Raw genomic sequence first — 13,861 nt, forward strand, 5'->3', positions numbered from 1 at the left:
CGTGGTGTTGTGACCGTGGTACCCAACGTCGCTGGCCCAAAACCGTTTCACCGGGCCGCGCTCGGGTAGCAGTCCGGGGCCGCCAAAACCTAGGAGTGACGCCGATGCGCGCAATGGTCTACCGGGGCCCGTACAAGATTCGTGTCGAAGAGAAGGACATGCCTCCGATCGAGCATCCAGGAGATGCGATCGTGCGCGTGACGATGGCGGCGATCTGCGGATCGGACCTACACCTCTACCACGGGATGATGCCCGACACCCGGGTCGGCATGACGTTCGGCCACGAATTCATCGGCGTCGTCGAGGAAGTCGGCCCGTCGGTTCAGAACCTGAAACCCGGCGACCGGGTCATGGTGCCCTTCAACGTCTACTGCGGGTCCTGCTACTTCTGTGCGCGGGGGCTGTACTCCAACTGCCACAACGTGAATCCGAACGCCACCGCCGTCGGCGGGATCTACGGCTACTCGCACACCTGCGGCGGCTACGACGGTGGCCAGGCCGAGTTCGTCCGGGTGCCGTTCGCCGACGTGGGCCCCACGATCATCCCGGAGTGGATGGACGACGAGGACGCCCTGCTGTGCACCGACGCACTGTCCACCGGCTACTTCGGCGCGCAACTCGCCGACATCGTCGAGGGCGACACCGTCGCGGTGTTCGGCGCCGGTCCCGTGGGCCTGTACGCCGCCAAGTCGGCCTGGCTCATGGGCGCAGGCCGGGTCATCGTGGTCGACTACCTCGAGAACCGGTTGGAGAAGGCGCGGACGTTCGCCCACGCCGAGACCCGCAATTTCGCCGAGTACGACGACATCGTCGTCGAAATGAAGAAGGCCACAGGGCATCTCGGCGCAGACTCGGTCATCGACTGCGTGGGCGCCGAGGCCGACGGCAACTTCCTCCAGCACGTCACGGCCGCGAAGTTCAAACTGCAGGGCGGCTCCCCGATCGCCTTGAACTGGGCCATCGACTCGGTGCGCAAGGGCGGCACCGTCTCGGTCATGGGCGCCTACGGGCCGATGTTCAGCGCGGTCAAGTTCGGTGACGCGATGAACAAGGGGCTGACTCTGCGGATGAACCAGTGCCCCGTCAAACGGCAATGGCCGCGGCTGTTCTCCCACATCCAGAACGGCTACCTCGAGCCCAATGACATCGTGACGCATCGAATTCCGTTGGAGCACATCGCCGAGGGCTACCACATCTTCTCGGCCAAGCTCGACGGCTGCATCAAGCCGATCATCCTCCCCAACGCCAGCTGACAGGAGCGCGTCATGGTGTACACGAATGACCATCCCCCCATCCCGGACAGCGACGAACTGAGGGTCCGCATCCCCGGGTGGGGTGCCGACCTCGACCCGAAGGACCGTCTCGCGTTCCCGAAGTTCGACACGTCGCCGACGGGTGCGCACTGGGAACTGCCCGAGCAGCAACCCGAGAAGTGGCCGAGGGAGCGGTCGATCGAACACCAACGCCTCACGCCGGTGTTCGGCACGTCGAGCCCGCCGCGCGGGCTGTCCGGCGTGATCCGCAAGTACGCCTACCGCCGCTTCAGCGAAGGCCGCGCCGCGCATTGGCTACTGCTCATCGGCGCCGATCGGGTGGACGCCATCGAGAGCCACCTGGCGTCGTTCGCCACGCTGCGGCCGGACAACCCGATCACGGAAACCGGGATCAAGAGCGAACTCACCCACAATGGCTACGCATCGCGGGTGGGCACCACCCGCGTCGACAGGTCGCACACCTGGATCGACCCGATCCTGGTCACGGGGCCGTGGGTGCTCGCGGGCGCCCTGGTGGTGAGGGCGGGCCGCCGGCTCACCCGGCGACGGTGAGCCAGCGACCGTCGCGGGTTTCGTCCGGCAAACGCCTGGGTACTTCACCCCGACGCTGCAGAAGGCCGGCGGATTGGCTCTTCGAGAGGTAACCCGATGATCGACTTCATCTGCCCGACCTGCGGCACACTCGCATTCGATGGTCCGACCTGCAACTCTTGCGACGGTCGCCGCGACGACGCCCTGCCCATCGCGAGCTGATCATGGTGCTCGACACCGCGCGCCGGCTGATCGAACTGCGTCCCACTGACGTGGTACTGGCTTCCACCCGGGTGTACTCGTCGCTACCCGTGGTGGGCAAGCACCTCGAGCCCTTCGCGGGTCTCACGGCGATGGCGATGTACGGCGGGCACTACGCGCCCGCCGCGATCCGGGCGGCGTACAGCAGGCACAGCGGCGTGAGCGCGGTGGTCGCGGGAGCAGCCGAGACCATGACGCCCGATGCTGCCGCTGAACTCGCGGTCAAGGCCGGTGGCAATCGCATGCCGCCCTTCGTCCGGGCCCGTGCGCAGCGCAAGCGTTGCCTGTACCGCAGCTCCATCCAATACGGCGACCACCCGTCGCAGCTCCTCGACGTCTGGCGCAAGCCGAACCTGCCGCCCAACGCGCCCGTGCTGCTGTTCGTGCCCGGCGGCGCCTGGGTGCAGGGCACCCGCGTGCTGCAGGGCCACACGCTGCTGTCGCACCTGGTGAAGCGGGGCTGGGTGTGTCTGACCATGGACTACCGCGTGTCACCGGTGCACCGCTGGCCGCGCCACATCGGCGACGTCAACGCCGCGATCGCATGGGCCAGGGCCCACGCGCACGAATACGGCGGTGACTCGGACTTCGTCGCCATTGCCGGCTGCTCCGCCGGTGGCCACCTCGCCGCACTCGCCGGTCTCACACCCGGTGACCCGGCGTTCCGCGGCGAACTGTCCGACGATGCGGACACGACTGTCGACGCCGTCGTCGGAATCTACGGTCGCTACGACTGGGAGGACCGCTCCACCTCGACGCGTAGGAGCTTCCAGAGCTTCCTCGAACGCGTCGTCGTCGGACGGCGCCAGGCACGCCATCCCGAGATCTTCCGGGCCGCTTCGCCAATGGCGCGCATCCACGAGGATGCGCCACCGTTCTTCCTCATTCACGGCGAACACGACGCGATCATTCCGGTCGGCGAGGCCCGCGACTTCCACGCTGCATTGCAAGCGGTTTCGCGAAACCCCGTCGTCTACTCCGAGGTGCCCCGCGCAGGACACGCGTTCGATCTCGTCGACTCGTCGCACGCGCGGCGCTGCGCGGTCGAGGTCGGGCACTTCCTCAACGGAGTCCGAGACGCCCACGTGGGGCGCCGGACCGCCGCTGCCGTCTAGCGGTTCCGCCGTCTAGATGTACTGACCTGAGAGGTTAGGTACACGGTTGGCTGGTGGTTGACCGCCGAGTGCGGTGTGGCCGCGGTGATGATTGTAGGTATGCAGCCAGCGCGGGTACTCCTCGCAGCGCTCCGCGTCACTGGTGTAGAGCCGCGCGTAGGCCCATTCGTCGGCCAGGGTGCGGTGGAAGCGCTCGACCTTGCCGTTGGTCTGCGGCCGGTACGGACGGGTTCGCCGGTGCTCGATATCGCCCAATGCGTCGCGGAACGCGTGCGATCGATAACAAGATCCGTTGTCAGTCAATACCTTCCGCACATCTATGCCGTGCGTGACGAACCAGGCGTTGGCGCGCACCCAGAAGTCGGCTGCAGTGTCCTTGCGTTCATCGGTCAGCAGTTCGGAGTACGCCAGCCGTGAGTGCGCATCGATGGCGGTGTGGATGAAGTGATAACCGCGCACCGGATTGTGATACTTGGTCTGCACCCCCGAACTCTTGTCGGCCTGCTTGTTGCGTTTCCCGGCGGCCAGACCAAGCATCCGCCAGCCTCCGCCGGCGGGGATCTTGCCCAGCTTCTTGACGTCGACGTGCGAGATCTCCACACGATGCGGATTCCATGCGGCGCACGACTCGGCCGGTAGCGCGGTCGAGCCACCGCAACCTCGCGATGCCGTAACGGCGCAGCACGTTGTGCACCGTGGAGACGTTGAGCCCCAGCAGGTAGGCGATCCTGGCCGGTCCCCAACGGCGGGTGACACGCACTCCGATGATGCGCCGCTCGGTGCGCGTCGGCGTGCGATTCGGGCTGTGATGCGGCCGCGAGCTGCGGTCGGACATTCCGGCCTCACCCTGCTCGCAGTAGCGGTCCCTCCAGCGTGCGGCGGTCGTCGCCGACACCTGGAAACGTTCGGCCGCACGTCGCAGCGGCCACCCGTCATCAACGACGCAACGAGCCAACCGCAGACGGCCGGTTTCGGACAAAGGGGCATTACGGTGAACCACGAAGACCTCCGAGATCGGTGAGCGTTCCTAGACAGCTCGCACTCCACTCGGAGGTCTTCGTCTTGTCACCTCACCACGCCGTCACCAACGTCCGTGGTCAGTACATCTAGACCAGCCAGATGGCGCCGTTGCGCACCTCGACGTCGAAGGTGCGCAGCTTCGCCACGTTTCCGAAGAGCTTGAACATCGACGAGTATGGCTTGAACCCGAAGATGCGACCCTTGGGGCCGTTCTTCATCGCTCCGCTCTTGACGTCGTAATCGGCACGGTGCCAGGGGCATTGGAGGCAACCGTCATCGGTCACGCGGCCACGGCCGAGCTTTGCGAATTGGTGGCGGCACAGGTTGCTGGTCGCGAACGGCGTGCCGTCGGGCGTCATCCCGACCGCGAGCACGCCGTGCTCCTGGGTGTCCACCTCGATCACCCGCCGTTCGTCGAGTCGGTCGACGTCGACCAGGCGGCGGCCCTGGGCGGTGACGGGATGGTCATGGGTGACCGGCGGAAAGAGGCTGTGGGTGTCGACACCGCGTTCGTGCGGCTCGTTGCGAAGATTGGGCATGGCTCGGAACTACCCCTGGCCAGTGCGCCAAAACCAGGCCCGGGGTTTGAAGCGTCGCGGGCAGGCAACCCGTCGCTCGAGGTCTTCTAGTGGGAAGTGTGAACATGCGCATCGTCATCACCGGGGCATCCGGCAACGTCGGGACGGCGTTGCTGCGCCGACTCGTCGAGTCGGGAGCGGATCACGAACTCGTCGGCGTCGTGCGGCGCCCGCCCGAGCCGACCGGCGTGTACGCAAACGTCCGCTGGCACGAACTCGATCTCGCAGAACCAAGTGCGACATCGCAATTGCAGACCATCTTCGACGGCGCCGACGCCGTCGTCCACCTCGCCTGGGGCTTCCAGCCCACCCGCAACGTCGACTACCTGTCCCGCGTCGGCGTCGGCGGGACGTCCGCGGTCCTCGAGGCCGCGCACGCCGCGTCGGTGGGGCACCTGCTGCACATGTCTTCCGTGGGTGCGTACGCGAAGGGCCGCTACGGCCAGCGGGTGGACGAGTCGTTGCCCACCACCGGCATCTCCACGTCGCCCTACAGCAGGCACAAGTCGGCCGCCGAATCGATCCTCGACGACTACGAGCGCAAGCACCTCGACGGCGGTGTGCCGATCACCAGGATGCGGCCCGGTTTCATCGTGCAGCGCGCCGCGGCGAGCGGATTGATGCGGTACGCGTTGCCCGGCTTCGTGCCGATGATGGCGGTGCCCCTGCTGCCGCTGCTGCCACTCGACCGGCGACTGTGCATCCCGCTGATCCACGCCGACGACGTCGCGGACGCCTTCGTCAGCGCCATTGAGCATCGTGCCGCAGGCCCGTTCAACCTGGCCGGGGAGCCACCACTGACGCGTGAGCACGTCGCCGAGGTGCTGGGTGCCAAGTCCCTGCACGTGCCGTCCTGTGTGCTGGGGGCGCTCGTCGACGTCAGCTGGCGCGCGCGTCTGCAGCCCATCGACCGCGGTTGGCTCGACCTGGCCTTCAGCGTGCCGTTGCTCGACACCACCCGTGCCCGCGAAGAATTGGGCTGGGAGCCGAAGTGGTCGTCGGTCGAGGCGCTGGGCGACGTCATCCACGGCGTCGCGCAGGAAGCGCACGCCGACAGCCCACCTCTGCGCCGTCGATCGCTGCTCGAACAGTTGCAGCGCGACCTCACCAAGGGTCTGCTGACCACCAGGCACCTTCCGTAGTGCCCCGACGAGGTCACGCACCGGTCGTCGTCATCGGCTCGGGCCCGTGCGGTCTCGCGATCGCCCGCCAACTGCTGCACGAGCAGGACGTCGAGGCCTCGATCCTGGACCGGGCCTCCGCCCCGGCGGCGACCTGGCGGGCCCGCTACGACGGGTTCCGGTTGAACACCTGCGGCTTCTGGTCGCACCTTCCCGGGCAACGCATCCCGCTGTCCCGCGGCCGCTGGCCGACGCGCGACGACATGGTCGCTTACTTCGACGACTACGCCCGCCAGCAGGGACTGCGGCCCGAGTTCGGCGTCACGGTAACTCGAGTGGACCGTCGCGACGGTGTCTGGGAGCTGACTACCGATGTCGAAACCCGAACTGCCGCAGCGGTGATCGTCGCCACGGGCAACTACCACACGCCCGACCTGCCGGCCTGGCCCGGCATGGAAGGCTTCACCGGTGACGTCGTCCACTCCGCGGACTACCGGAACGCCGAACGCTTCGCAGGCCTCGACGTCCTCGTGGTCGGCTCGGGCAACTCGGCCACCGACATTGTGCTGCAGCTCTGCGACGGCGTCGCACGACGCGTGACGATGGCAGTGCGGGCAACGCCGCACTTCGTCCCCCGGTCCGCGGCAGGCATCCCGGTCGATGCGTTCAGCCCGGCGTTCAGTCGGCTGCCGGTTCCGGTGCTCGACCGCGCGGCGGCCGTAATGCAGCGGGCCTGGTTCGGCGATCTGACCGATCGGGGGCTGCCGACACCCACGGAAGGCATCTACACCGCGCTGCTCTCCGAGGGCCGCATCCCGACAATCGGCGACCAGTTGGTGCCGCGGATCATGGACGGCCGGATCCGGGTCGTCGGCGCCGTGGAGTCGTTCGACGTGGACCGGGTCCTGCTGGCCGACGGCACGTCGGTCGAGCCGGACGTGGTGATCGCGGCCACCGGCTACCGTCGCGGTCTCGAGCCCATGGTCGGCCACCTCGGCGTGCTCGATGCCGACGGCGGGCCGGTGTCGAACGGATTGCCAAGCGCCGCACCGGGACTGTGGTTCGCCGGTTACGACGAGCCGTTGATCGGGCCGCTGAAGTCGTTCCGGCTGGGAGCCTCGCCACTGGCGGCCGACGTGGCCCGGTACGTCGCGGCGGTGTGACGACGCCGACATGGTTAGTGCCCTAACCATTAGCGTACTATCGAAGGCGTGACCACTACCACGACGGTCGAGGCCGACGCGCTCGCTCTCGAGCAGCAGGTGTGCTTTGCGCTCGCCGTCACCAACCGTGCAGTGCTGTCGGTCTACCGGCCGCTGCTCGAGCCGCTCGGGCTGACCCACCCGCAGTACCTGGTGATGCTCGCGCTGTGGGACCACCGAAAGGCATCGGCGGACGGCTCGGACCCGATGTCGGTCAAACAGATCGCGACGGCATTGCAGCTGGATTCGGCGACGCTGTCACCGATGCTCAAGCGCCTCGAAGCGTTGGGCTTCATCACCCGGACCCGCAGCGCCGTCGACGAGCGGACCACGCGCGTGGAGTTGACCGAGGCCGGCGTCGAGTTGCGCGAGCAGGCGCTGGAGATCCCGCCCGCCGTGGTGGAGCGACTCGGCGTCGACCTGTCCGAACTGCACGAGCTGCGCCGTGCGCTCACCCGCGTCAACTCGGCCGCGCTCGCGGCGGGTGCGCTGGAACGCTGATTACCCCCCGACCCTCAGGAGTGAAGATGTCCGCCGACACGGCGTCCGCCGACAAGCCCAACCTCTGGCAGTACCTCACGTACTGCTACGGCCGCCGGCTACCCGCCTCGATGAACCGTTGGGTTGCCGAGGATCTCGCCGGCGACGGTGCGGTGCGCAGGCACGTCATCCGAATGGCGATCCCACCGCTGCTCGTGCTCGGTCCGCTGTGGTTGATCCCCGCCTCGTTCTACGTGCACCTCGAGATGACGGCGCCGATCTACATCTGGGCGGTGCTCATGGCCGTAGCTCTCAACAAGGTGTGGCGTCGCCACCGCCTCGCGACGCACGGCATGGACCCCAACCTGGTCGACGTGATCAAGCGCAAGCGCGACGCCCACATCCACGACGACTACGCCCGCCGCTTCGGACCCCGTCCCGAAGAGGCCAAGTGGCAGCAGAACAGCAGCCCCTTCTGACCCCAGGTCAGCCGACCGGGGCAGGCTCCTCGCGCCGCTCCAGCTTGTTGCCCTCGATGTCCACGTCGGGCACGTACCTCTCGAACCAGCGGGAGTGGACCCACGCCTTGCTGCCGAGCATGGCCAGCACGGCCGGGATCAGCGTCAGGCGCACGACGAACGCGTCGAGGAACACGCCGACCGCCAGCGTCAGGCCGACCGATTTGATGATCGGGTCGCCGCCTGCGAGGAACGCGATGAAGACGCCGAACATGATCAGCGCCGCCGCGGTGACGACGCGGGCGGTGAGCCCAACACCGTCGCGCACGGCCTGCTTGGCGTCGCCCGAGTCGCTGCTGTACTCCTCCTTGATGCGCGACACCACGAACACCTGGTAGTCGCTCGACAGGCCGAAGATGATGGCGAGCACGATGATCGGCAGGAAGCTGATCGTCTCGCCGGGCGTGATGCCGAGAAGTCCTGCGGCCCAGCCCCACTGGAAGACGGCGACCTGCACGCCCATGGCCGCGAAGACCGACAGCAGGAAGCCGACGATCGACGTGATCGGCACGATGGCCGTGCGGAACGCGATGGTCAGCAGGACGAACGCCAGCCCGACCACCACGACCAAGAAGATTGGCAGCGCTGCGGCCAGCTTGTCGGAGGTGTCGATGTTGGACGCGGTGGTGCCGCCCACCAGGATCGAGGCGCCGGTGTCGCCCACGATGGCGTCGCGGTCGGCGCGGATGCGCTTCACGAGGTCCGCGGTCGCGGTGTCGTTGGGCCCGGTCGACGGGATCACCTGGATGATGGCCGCACCGTTCTGCACCATCGCCGGCGCTGCGACGACGACGCCTTCCTCGCGCTTGAGGTTGTCGGCGATCGCCTGCACGGCAGCGGGATTCGGCGCGTTGGAGAGGTCGGCGACGACGAGCAGCGGGCCGTTGAACCCGGCGCCGAGGCTGTCGGCTGTCAGGTCGTAGGCCTTGCGCGAGGTATTGGTCTCGGGCTGGGAGGCGCCGCTGGGTAGGCCGAGGTGCATGCCGAGGGCCGGTAGACCCGTGACGATGAGGGCCGAGACGCCGGCGATCAGCAGCGGGACGCGGAAGCGCACGACGAAGCGTGCCCACGCGGCGCCCGCGGTGCGGCGCGGGGTGTAGGCGGCGACGAGCGCGGCTTCCTTCGGGCGCTGCGGCTGCAGGGGTGCCTTGATGAACTTCGACACCCGGTTGCCCGCGAAGCTGAGGAGGGCGGGCAGCAGGGTGAGGGCGATCAGCAGGGCGACCAGGACCGAGACCGCGGCGGCGATGCCCATGTAGGTGAGGAACGGGATGCCCACGACGGCCAGGCCGCACAGCGCGATGATCACGGTGAGCGCGGCGAAGACGACGGCGCTGCCCGCGGTGCCGACGGCGAGGCCGATCGACTCCTCACGCGGTTTCAGCAGCAGCAGGTTGTTGCGGTAGCGGTTGAGGATGAACAGCGCGTAGTCGATGCCGCAGGACAGGCCGAGCATCAGGGCGAGTGACAGTGCGGCCGATGGCATGTCGACGAATGCGGCGGCGGCGAAGATGCCCAGCGCGCCGATGCCGACGCCGATGCTGGCGGTCAGGATGGGCAGCCCGGCGGCGACGACCGCGCCGAACGTGACGAGCAGGATCAGGAACGCGACGGCGATGCCGATGATCTCGGGCAGGTGCGGGACGCTGACCTTGTAGCCGGGGAAGACGCTGCCGGAGTACTCGACCTGCACGCCTGCGGACTGGGCGGGTGCCATGGCGTCGGTCAGGCCCTTGAGCGCCTGGTCGTTCACCTCGCCGGGGGCGGCCTTCCACTGGACGGTGCCGAGGCCGACGCGGCCGTCGGGGGAGACGAGGCGGGTCTGGCTCGGCCCTGCCGCGGCGGCGATGTCGGGCTGCCTGCCGAGTCCGGCGATTGCGTTGTCGATGGGGCCTGCCAGGGCGGGGTCGGCGAGGCTACGGCCGTCGGGTGCGGCGAACGTGATCTGGGTCTGGGCGCCGCTGAAGGCGGGCAGCTTCTGCTTGAGCTGCTCGACGGCCTGCTGGGACTCGGTGCCGGGGATGCTGAAGTCGTCACTGGGTTCGCCGCGCAGACCGATGCCCGCTGCGGCGACGACGCCGAGCAGTGCCAGCCAGCTGACCAGCACCAACCACCGGCGGCGGTAGCTGAAGCGTCCGAGGGCGTAGAGATAGCGCGACATCACGAGTCCTTGGAGATGACAGTTTCAGGGCAAGTGTCTACATGCCCACTCGTCATCGATTCATTCGTGTGATGTCCGCCGCAGCAGCGCTCGCGGGGTGACTCACCAGGTGTCGACGAACCTCCTCGGCAGGTCGGGCCGGGGATGGGCTGCGGCCGCGGCTAGTGTGCTGGCGATCACGCCGCGGGTCTCTGCGGGGTCGATGACGTCGTCGATCTCGAACAGCATGGCGGCGTTGAGGGCCTTGGCGTTGTCCTGCGCCGCGGCGGTGGCTTGGGCGACGATGCGCTCGCGTTCGGCGTCGTCGGCGATGGCCTCGAGTTCCTTGCGCATGCCGAGGCGGACGGCGCCTTCCAGACCCATCGGCCCGAGGTGGGCGCCAGGCCACGCCACGGTCAGCAGGGGTTCGTGCAAGCTGCCGCCGGCCATCGCCTGCGCGCCGAGACCGTAGCCGCGACGCAGGACGACGGCGATCAACGGCACCGTCAGCGATGCACCCGCGACCAGCAGCCGTGAGCCGCGGCGGACCAGGCCCTCTGCCTCGGCGGCGGGACCGACCATGTAGCCCGGGCAGTCGATCAGCGAGATCACCGGCAACCCGAATGCCTCGCACAGCTGCAGGAAGCGCGCGGCCTTATCGGCGGCGCCCGCGGTGATCGCGCCCGCCATGACGCGGGTGTTGTTGGCGATGACACCGACCGGTCGGCCCTCGATGCGGGCGAGCGCGGTGACCATCTCGGGGGCGAAGCGCTCGCGCAGGAAGGTGACAGTGCCGGTGTCGGCGAGGGTTTCGATGATCGGGTTGACGACGTACGCGCGCCGGGCGCGTTCGGGTACGAGGGTGCGCAGCGCGGTCTGGTCGGCGGCCGGTCCGGGCGCGGTGGTGCCCTGGAAATAGCCGATCAGCGTCTTGGTGACGGCGACGGCTGCGGCCTCGTCGGGCACGACGACGTCGACGACCCCGTTGGGAGCCTGCGTCGAGATCGGACCCACGTCGTCGGGGTGGACGTCGCCGAGGCCGCCGCCGGCGATCATCGCGGGCCCGCCCATGCCGATGGTGGCGTCCTCGGTGGCCACGATCAGGTCCGAGCAGCCGGCGATGACGGCGTTGCCCGCGAAGCACCGGCCCTTCACGATTGCGATGCGCGGCACCAGGCCCGACAGCTTCGCCCACAGCGCGAATGCCCGGACGTCGAGCGAGGACACGACGGGGTGGTCGGTGTCGCCCGGCCGTCCGCCGCCGCCCTCGGCGAAGAAGACCGTGGGCAGGCGGAGTCGCTCGATCAATTCGAACAGGCGGTCCTTCTTGCGGTGCCCGAGTACGCCCTGAGTTCCTGCCAGGACGGTGTAGTCGTAGGAGAGCACGGCGCATGTACTGCGTTCGGTGCCGAAGCGGTCGCCGTTGATGCGGGCGGTGCCGGCGATCAAGCCGTCAGCGGGGGTGCGAGCGATCAGGTCGTCGACGTCGCGGCGGTTCCGCTGGGCTGCGATCGCGAACCGGCCGTACTCGACGAACGAGCCGGGGTCGACGAGGTCGTCGAGGTTCTCCCGCGCCGTTCGGCCACCCGCCGCGTGTCTGCGTTCGACCGCCTCGGGCCGGGCCTGGTCTTCGGTGAGTCGTCGGCGGCGCAGGAGATACCGGTGGTCCTCGCGGAGCGAGTCGTCCGGCTCCTGAGAGTCGTGTTCAGCCATGGTGATCGAACTGTATGCGGCGGCGGTCTTCCTCTTCGTTGAGGCGGCGGTCGTCGGCGATGCGTTGCGTGCGGTCTTGGGCGCGGGTGCGTTGGCGGCGGGGCATGGTGAGGCCCCTGTTTGTCTGTGCCCGTGCTCGTTCGGCTTGCTCGGTGGTGATCGTGACCGGTGCGGTGGGCGCGCACAGGCTGGGGAAGAGCAGCTTGCAGCCTGGTTCGGTGGCGTACGTCTGGCCGCGTGGTGAGGTCCAGATGATGGTGCCGTCTGGGAGCTGTCGATCGCGCCAGCCGGTGGGTCCGCCCCAGAAGGTTTTCAAGAGGTGGTGTCGACGGCATAGGCATTTGAGGTTCGACGCGCAGGTCGGTCCGATCGGCCACGCGATGGTGTGGTCGATGTCGGCGGTCGTGGCTGGTTCGCTGCACCCTGGGAAGCGGCAGGTGAGGTCTCGGCACCGCACGAACTCGGCGAGCCGGCGCGATGGGGTGTAGCGGGGTTCGGGTGGGCTGTCGCCGGGGTGGCGAACCTTGTGGATCTTCGCGGTGAGCGCGAAGCGCCGGGTCAGGGCCCCGGGGAGGAACGGGCCGCCGATGATGGTGCCGGGGCGAGTGGCGGGGGATTGGCGATGGGTGTTGGCGGGGCCGTTGGTGTTGGTGTCAGCCGCGGGCGCGGGATGGTCGCTGGTGTCTGCATCCTTGGCGCTCGTCTGGTCATTCGAGACATGCTCGGCCGGGTCATTCTTGGCTGGCTCGTCTTGGTGCTTCGTATCTCCACCCGGCTTATCGGCGCCGTTATCGTTGCCGCCCAATTCATCCCAGGTGGTCATCTCCGACAGGGGCTTGTCAAACAGCGGGTCGGGGTCGCCGTCGAGCGCTGCATCCTGCGCGACGGCCGCATCACTGGTGTCATCGAGGGTGTCCTCGTTCACCACGACATAGACCACGGCGTTGCCCGTCGGAGGCGTCTTGGGCCCGGGGCAGTCGTTGCCAGCGCATATGCAGGGCAGGTAGTCGAGCCCTTGGGTGATGGAGTGGACCGCATCGGCGCGACGCTGCTCGACCGTCCGGGGATCGCCCGGGCACACGGTGTGGGCCAGGACGTTCAAGCGCTTCTCTAAGGCCTTGCCGTGGGTGGCGAACAGGGTGCCGAACATCGTGGCCATGCCGGAGCCGTCGTAGTCGAACTGGACGTTGCGGCCCTTGGCCGTGAGCTTCGTGCGGTACACCCCCTGCGGGTCGTGCTCGGCGACGATCGCGTCGATCGCGGTGGTGAGTTTCTCCTCCGACATGGGCGCCCAGTCGGTCAAGACTTCGGCGAAGGCCTTGTCGACTGCTATCTGGGCGTCGCGGTCGCGCACCAACGCCGTCCGCGTCGTGATCGCCGACACGACGCGGTAGGACACCAGCCCGTCTGCGAACAACGCGGCCACGTGAGGCAGCCGATCCCGCAGGGCCGTGGCGATCAACAGCTGATGTGAAGCTGCGCTCTGAGTGATGTTCTGTTCGGCCCCGATCTCAGCAGCGACGGCACCCCAGTTGTCGAGGTACCACTGCTCACGATCCGCCGAGCCATCGGCGGCGTAAGCCTGATCGAGCAGCACGACCATCGCCGCGAGTCGCCGCGCGGTGGCCGCGGCCTCGACCCGCGCCCATTCCCCGACGGTGCCGGAGGCGTCGAAGGCGGTGGCGAATCGATCGAACATACTTTCGATTATAGGTCGTGGGTCGGACGCCGCCGGGCACCGAAAAGGCACCCTGACCAGGTTGTGGACGAAATCGGCACTGGGGATGAACCTGCTCGGGGACACCCACTTCGTCGGACCGTTGGTGTAACGGTCGACGGGATCGAAGCCAGGCACCACCCTTCGCCACAAGCGCAACAGCAACCGCCAATACCCCCGGTACGCTCGAA

At 68.2% G+C, this 13,861-nt stretch carries 11 protein-coding genes and 1 pseudogene; 7 read left to right on the top strand and 5 right to left on the bottom strand.

Going from position 1 to position 13,861, the window contains the following annotated elements; genetic code table 11:
- Positions 1 to 104 precede the first annotated feature (104 nt).
- The 3 genes from G6N61_RS20600 to G6N61_RS20610 all read left to right on the top strand — a co-directional run bounded on the left by G6N61_RS20600 (position 105) and on the right by G6N61_RS20610 (position 3,181).
- The gene (locus G6N61_RS20600; protein WP_163920430.1) at positions 105 to 1,253 is read left to right on the top strand and encodes a zinc-dependent alcohol dehydrogenase; all 1,149 of its coding nucleotides are present in this window, start codon (positions 105 to 107) and stop codon (positions 1,251 to 1,253) included.
- Positions 1,254 to 1,265: 12 nt separating this feature from the next.
- Positions 1,266 to 1,826, top strand: coding sequence for a hypothetical protein (locus tag G6N61_RS20605; RefSeq protein WP_163920433.1), 561 nt, complete (start codon positions 1,266 to 1,268; stop codon positions 1,824 to 1,826).
- Positions 1,827 to 2,029: 203 nt separating this feature from the next.
- Positions 2,030 to 3,181, top strand: a complete 1,152-nt coding sequence (locus tag G6N61_RS20610; protein ID WP_163920435.1) for an alpha/beta hydrolase — start codon at positions 2,030 to 2,032, stop codon at positions 3,179 to 3,181.
- Positions 3,182 to 3,193: 12 nt separating this feature from the next.
- On the opposite strand, the pseudogene G6N61_RS20615 reads toward G6N61_RS20610, so the two are convergent.
- A pseudogene (locus G6N61_RS20615) lies at positions 3,194 to 4,181 on the bottom strand (IS481 family transposase).
- Between the two features lie 106 nt (positions 4,182 to 4,287).
- Positions 4,288 to 4,740 (bottom strand): Rieske (2Fe-2S) protein, encoded by a 453-nt coding sequence (locus G6N61_RS20620; RefSeq protein ID WP_163920437.1) that lies wholly within the window; start codon positions 4,738 to 4,740, stop codon positions 4,288 to 4,290.
- Between the two features lie 98 nt (positions 4,741 to 4,838).
- Between G6N61_RS20620 and G6N61_RS20625 the strand changes: the two genes are divergently transcribed.
- Genes G6N61_RS20625 through G6N61_RS20640 form a run of 4 tightly spaced genes read left to right on the top strand, consistent with a single transcriptional unit; the run spans position 4,839 to position 8,061 of the window.
- Positions 4,839 to 5,921: an NAD-dependent epimerase/dehydratase family protein gene (locus G6N61_RS20625; RefSeq protein WP_179973701.1), complete on the top strand. Its 1,083-nt coding sequence runs from the start codon at positions 4,839 to 4,841 to the stop codon at positions 5,919 to 5,921.
- On the top strand, positions 5,921 to 7,063 hold the full coding sequence (locus G6N61_RS20630) for a flavin-containing monooxygenase (RefSeq protein WP_163920439.1): 1,143 nt from the start codon (positions 5,921 to 5,923) through the stop codon (positions 7,061 to 7,063). The genes G6N61_RS20625 and G6N61_RS20630 overlap by 1 nt, the downstream gene beginning before the upstream one ends.
- A gap of 48 nt (positions 7,064 to 7,111) precedes the next feature.
- Complete coding sequence (locus G6N61_RS20635; RefSeq protein ID WP_163920442.1) at positions 7,112 to 7,603, top strand: MarR family winged helix-turn-helix transcriptional regulator; 492 nt, start codon at positions 7,112 to 7,114, stop codon at positions 7,601 to 7,603.
- 26 nt (positions 7,604 to 7,629) lie between these two features.
- On the top strand, positions 7,630 to 8,061 hold the full coding sequence (locus G6N61_RS20640) for a DUF5313 domain-containing protein (RefSeq protein ID WP_163920444.1): 432 nt from the start codon (positions 7,630 to 7,632) through the stop codon (positions 8,059 to 8,061).
- A gap of 7 nt (positions 8,062 to 8,068) precedes the next feature.
- On the opposite strand, the gene G6N61_RS20645 is transcribed toward G6N61_RS20640, so the two are convergent.
- The 3 genes from G6N61_RS20645 to G6N61_RS20655 all read right to left on the bottom strand — a co-directional run bounded on the left by G6N61_RS20645 (position 8,069) and on the right by G6N61_RS20655 (position 13,808).
- Positions 8,069 to 10,261 (bottom strand): MMPL family transporter, encoded by a 2,193-nt coding sequence (locus G6N61_RS20645; protein WP_163920446.1) that lies wholly within the window; start codon positions 10,259 to 10,261, stop codon positions 8,069 to 8,071.
- Positions 10,262 to 10,363: 102 nt separating this feature from the next.
- Positions 10,364 to 11,953: an acyl-CoA carboxylase subunit beta gene (locus G6N61_RS20650; RefSeq protein ID WP_163920448.1), complete on the bottom strand. Its 1,590-nt coding sequence runs from the start codon at positions 11,951 to 11,953 to the stop codon at positions 10,364 to 10,366.
- Entirely contained in the window at positions 11,946 to 13,808 is a 1,863-nt protein-coding gene (locus G6N61_RS20655; protein ID WP_163920450.1) for an HNH endonuclease signature motif containing protein, read from the bottom strand. Before G6N61_RS20655 ends, G6N61_RS20650 begins: the two co-directional genes overlap by 8 nt.
- Between the last annotated feature and the right edge of the window lie 53 nt (positions 13,809 to 13,861).

It is taken from the genome of Mycolicibacterium arabiense (genome assembly GCF_010731815.2).
Classification (GTDB): domain Bacteria; phylum Actinomycetota; class Actinomycetes; order Mycobacteriales; family Mycobacteriaceae; genus Mycobacterium; species Mycobacterium arabiense.

Coding starts and splice junctions, on each gene's coding strand:
- G6N61_RS20600 (WP_163920430.1), top strand. CDS start 105: ATGCGCGCAATGGTCTACCGGGGCCCGTACAAGATTCGTGTCGAAGAG.
- G6N61_RS20605 (WP_163920433.1), top strand. CDS start 1,266: ATGGTGTACACGAATGACCATCCCCCCATCCCGGACAGCGACGAACTG.
- G6N61_RS20610 (WP_163920435.1), top strand. CDS start 2,030: ATGGTGCTCGACACCGCGCGCCGGCTGATCGAACTGCGTCCCACTGAC.
- G6N61_RS20620 (WP_163920437.1), bottom strand. CDS start 4,740: ATGCCCAATCTTCGCAACGAGCCGCACGAACGCGGTGTCGACACCCAC.
- G6N61_RS20640 (WP_163920444.1), top strand. CDS start 7,630: ATGTCCGCCGACACGGCGTCCGCCGACAAGCCCAACCTCTGGCAGTAC.
- G6N61_RS20645 (WP_163920446.1), bottom strand. CDS start 10,261: ATGTCGCGCTATCTCTACGCCCTCGGACGCTTCAGCTACCGCCGCCGG.
- G6N61_RS20650 (WP_163920448.1), bottom strand. CDS start 11,953: ATGGCTGAACACGACTCTCAGGAGCCGGACGACTCGCTCCGCGAGGAC.